This is a genomic window from Enterobacter sp. SECR19-1250, from assembly GCF_013391025.1.
GTDB classification, from domain to species: Bacteria; Pseudomonadota; Gammaproteobacteria; order Enterobacterales; family Enterobacteriaceae; genus Enterobacter; species Enterobacter cloacae.
This window is the reverse complement of record NZ_JACASJ010000194.1, coordinates 1-4,205: the sequence shown is the minus strand read 5'-3', so window position 1 is coordinate 4,205 and position 4,205 is coordinate 1. Positions and strand designations below refer to the sequence as shown.

The 4,205-nt window shown below is 53.4% G+C and carries 3 protein-coding genes; 2 read left to right on the top strand and 1 reads right to left on the bottom strand.

Annotation, left to right across the window (positions count from 1 at the left end; genetic code table 11):
* Window positions 1-144: 144 nt before the first annotated feature.
* Window positions 145-1,149 (bottom strand): LacI family DNA-binding transcriptional regulator, encoded by a 1,005-nt coding sequence (locus tag HX884_RS25495; protein WP_178328975.1) that lies wholly within the window; start codon window positions 1,147-1,149, stop codon window positions 145-147.
* A gap of 238 nt (window positions 1,150-1,387) precedes the next feature.
* On the opposite strand from HX884_RS25495, the gene HX884_RS25490 reads away from it, so the two are divergent.
* Both HX884_RS25490 and HX884_RS25485 read left to right on the top strand, forming a co-directional pair.
* Complete coding sequence (locus tag HX884_RS25490; RefSeq protein WP_020690161.1) at window positions 1,388-2,629, top strand: MFS transporter; 1,242 nt, start codon at window positions 1,388-1,390, stop codon at window positions 2,627-2,629.
* 16 nt (window positions 2,630-2,645) lie between these two features.
* A complete protein-coding gene (locus HX884_RS25485) occupies window positions 2,646-4,079 on the top strand; it encodes a glycoside hydrolase family 32 protein (protein ID WP_178328974.1) in 1,434 nt (477 codons plus the stop codon).
* Window positions 4,080-4,205 lie beyond the last annotated feature (126 nt).

Sequence of the window (4,205 nt, the reverse complement as noted above, 5' to 3'; positions counted from 1 at the left end):
CCTCCGCAACCACATGTTTTCACATGGTTGTTGCGTTGACCAATTGAATCTACAGTGACAAATCGTGCCATTTTTCCCTGAAAGGGAGGTTGACCGCCTCCTTAGCCTGCTTATTACTGCGACAGGGCTAAAAAGCGGTGGTCATCATAGATGCGTAATGGAATTCCGCATTAAAAATGGACTTTCAACGCGCGTGGTTTCCCGATGGGTTTCACCGTTAATAATATGCAGGGCACTGAGGCGACCAATTTCATAATGCGGCAGTTGAACCGTTGAAAGAGGCGGAAGAAAGAGTTCTCCAATGCCCACCATATTGTCATAGCCGATCACCGCGATATCTTCAGGGATGCGAATCCCTTGCGCCAGCAGGGTCTGGTAAACCATCAATGCGATACGATCGTTGCCGCAGATAACCGAGTCGAACTGGGGAAGACCATTCTGAATGTGCGCCTGCAGAACTGACGGAATGTCGCGATAGTGCTCGTCCCCAAACGCCATATAACTATGATCCAGACGGTCCGGGTCGAGCCCCGCTTCACGGCATGCACGTTCCAGCCCGTGACGGCGTCGGGTTGTGGCCAGATGATCTGCGGGTAAATGCAGGCACAGGGGCTGTCGATAGCCTGCGGCGAGTAACACCTGTACGGCGGCGTACTGCCCCTGTTCATCATCAGGAATATAGCTGGCGACCTTTTCATCGATACTTTCGCAGTTGGCCAGCACGCAGGGGAGGGTAAGGAGCTTGGCCGGGAGAGGAACCTGACGTAATCCCATGGTGGTGTAAATAATGCCGTCCGGGCGGTGAGAGAGCAGCAGATCGACGATTGCCTCCGGGTTGTCATCGGTAAACATATTCATGACGAAACTGTTCCAGCCGTGCATCCGGGCCGTCTCTTCAATGGACAGCGTAATCTCCACCGAGAAAGGTGTCGTCACCGTATCGAGTGCCAGCACGCCTATGGTTTTTGGCGAGGCATGCGCGCCGCGTACTTTCTTGGCGGAAAGATCGGGTACGTAGCTGGTCTGCTCAATAGCCTGCTGTACGCGTGCCAACGTTTCCGGTTTAAGGCGCTCCGGGTTGTTAAGCGCGCGTGAGACGGTCATCAGCGATACGTTAGCCAGCTTTGCGACGTCCTTCAGGGAAGCCATTTTCTTACTCCGTTAATGTCACGTGTTAAAGAGTATACAACTAAGTTACTGATGTAAAAGGAAAGTGGATATGTGAGTGGAGCCAGACAGGATTCATTGATGAATAATTGATCGCGATCTCACTTCTGTAATGTTAACGTTAACTTTCGTGATTAACATCATGAATCTGATCCAAACCGCATGAGTCGCGCTCAATGTTAACGTTACCATTTTGTCATTACTCCAACATGAGAATGTCATGATGAAAACGCATCACTCTCACAGCTATCCCTTATTGAGCGCATTACTGTTTTTCTTTTTTGTCACCTGGTCTTCTTCCGGCTCTTTGCTTTCCATCTGGCTCCACCAGGAGGTGGGCTTAAAAGCGGGCGACACCGGCATTATCTATGCCGTGCTTTCTGTCTCCGCGCTTTTCGCTCAAATCTGCTATGGATTCATTCAGGACAAACTTGGTCTGCGCAAGAACCTGCTCTGGTTTCTGACCAGCCTGCTCATTCTTTCTGGTCCGGCCTTTTTGCTGTTTGGTTATCTGCTGCAGATTAACGTCTTACTCGGCAGTATTTTCGGCGGGATTTATATCGGCCTGACGTTTAACGGTGGGATAGGGGTACTGGAGTCCTATACCGAGCGTGTCGCCCGCCAGAGCCAGTTTGAGTTCGGCAAGGCGAGGATGTGGGGATCGCTTGGCTGGGCGGTGGCAACCTTTTTCGCGGGACTTCTGTTTAACATTAATCCGAAGCTGAACTTCGCTGTCGCGAGCTCTGCAGGACTGCTGTTTTTTGTTTTGCTGGCGCGTCTTAGAGTCTCTTCCGCCCCGCACGCCATGCAGGAAGCGGTGTCAGGCGGTAAAGTCACGCTGGAAGATGCATTGCGTCTGCTGACGCTGCCGCGGTTCTGGGCGCTGGTGTTTTTTGTTATCGGCACCTGTATTTATGGCGTTTACGACCAGCAGTTCCCGGTCTATTTCTCCTCCCAGTTCCCGACGTTACAGGAAGGAAACGCCATGTATGGCTATCTCAACTCCTTCCAGGTTTTCCTTGAGGCGGCGGGCATGTTCTGCGCCCCATGGCTGGTGAACCGCCTTGGCGCAAAGAATGGCCTGATTTTTGCGGGAATGGTGATGGCGATGCGTATGGTGGCTTCGGGGCTGGTTGAGGGGCCGGTACTGATCTCCATTACCAAGCTATTGCACGCGGTCGAACTGCCCGTTTTGCTGGTCTCAATTTTTAAATACAACAGCTTACATTTTGATAAACGGCTCTCTTCCACCCTCTATCTGGTGGGCTTTGCCTGTACCAGCTCAGTGATCGCCTCGGTCCTGTCGCCGCTGGCGGGTTACAGCTATGAGAAATACGGCTTCGCCCAGTCCTATCTCATTATGGGGCTGTTAGTTTTCAGCACCACGTTTATCTCCATCTTCCTGTTGCGCTCGGGTAAATCCTCTTCTGACCCGCTCATGCCGCAACCTTCCACCATCTGATCAAAAGAGTAGAGAAATGACGTATTCAATTACTAAAGCAGAGCAGGAACTTCAGTCCAGACGCGAAGGGCTCAATCTGCGCTGGTATCCGCGTTACCACCTCGCTGCGCGCGCTGGCTGGATGAACGACCCAAATGGCCTGGTCTGGTTTGACGGCTGGTATCACGCTTTTTACCAGCATCATCCGTACTCCACCCAGTGGGGGCCTATGCACTGGGGCCATGCGCGCAGCAAGGATTTAGTTCACTGGGAACATCTCCCCGTTGCGCTGGCGCCGGAAGGGCCTGAAGACAAGGATGGCTGTTTTTCCGGATCGGCGGTGGTGGATGGCGATACGCTGGCGCTGATTTACACCGGACATAAATTCCACGGCGATCCTGATGACGAGGCGAATCTCTACCAGGTGCAATGTCTGGCGACCAGCCGTGACGGCATTCATTTTGTCCGGCAGGGAATGATCGTTGATACCCCGCCAGGTCTGCATCACTTCCGCGATCCGAAGGTGTGGCGTGAAGGGGAGAGCTGGTACATGGTTGTCGGTGCACGAGACGGTGAGACGGGCCAGGTGCGCGTTTATCGTTCTGCCGATCTGCGTGAGTGGCAGGATATGGGCGTGCTGGCGGTGGCTGAAAAAGAGATGGGCTACATGTGGGAATGCCCGGACTTTTTCATGCTCAATGGCAAACGCGTGCTGATGTTTTCGCCTCAGGGGATGGCCGCTGAAGGATTCAAAAACCGTAATCTTTTCCAGAGCGGCTATCTGTTGGGCGAATGGCAGCCCGGGCAGCCTTTTGTGCGGGAAGGTGAGTTTGTGGAGATGGATCGCGGGCATGATTTCTATGCGCCACAAAGTTTCCTCACGCCTGATGGTCGCCGCATCGTTATCGGCTGGCTGGACATGTGGGAATCCTCCCAGCCGGAACAGGAGGACGGCTGGGCAGGCATGCTCTCTTTACCGCGCGAACTGACGCTTAGTGCGGATAACCGTCTGCATATGCGACCGGCCAGAGAGGTCGAAGGTCTCAGGCGAGCGTGGTTCCCCTGGCCGGTCAGTACGCTGACTCATCAGCAGATGGCTCTGGTGGAACGCTGCGACGCGATGGAGGTTATTCTGCAGTGGGATTGTGCCAATAGCAGTGCCGAGCAGTACGGCATGAGTCTGGGAGAGGGGCTGCGCGTCTACGTGGATGCTCAAATGCAGCGTCTGGTTCTTGAGCGAAACTATCCGCAGTATGGCCTGTGCGGGAAACGAAGCGTCGCGCTGAACCTGGATAATACGCTTAGTCTGCGTCTGTTCTTCGACAGTTCATCCGTGGAAGTTTTTGTCAATGAAGGCGACGCGTGTTTAAGCAGCCGAATTTATCCTGAGGCAGGGCGAAGGGAAATAAATTTATTCGCCTGGGGTGGCTCAGCGTTATTATTCGAAGCCGGAGCCTGGCAGCTGGAGTGACGACTTCCCGTTCATTCGCATGGTGAGTTTGCAATAAAGGGGCAGCCACCCCTTTATTGCTGCCGGTTTAGATCGACTTTGTTGAATAAATCGAACTTTTGCTGAGTTGAAGGATCAGATCACGCA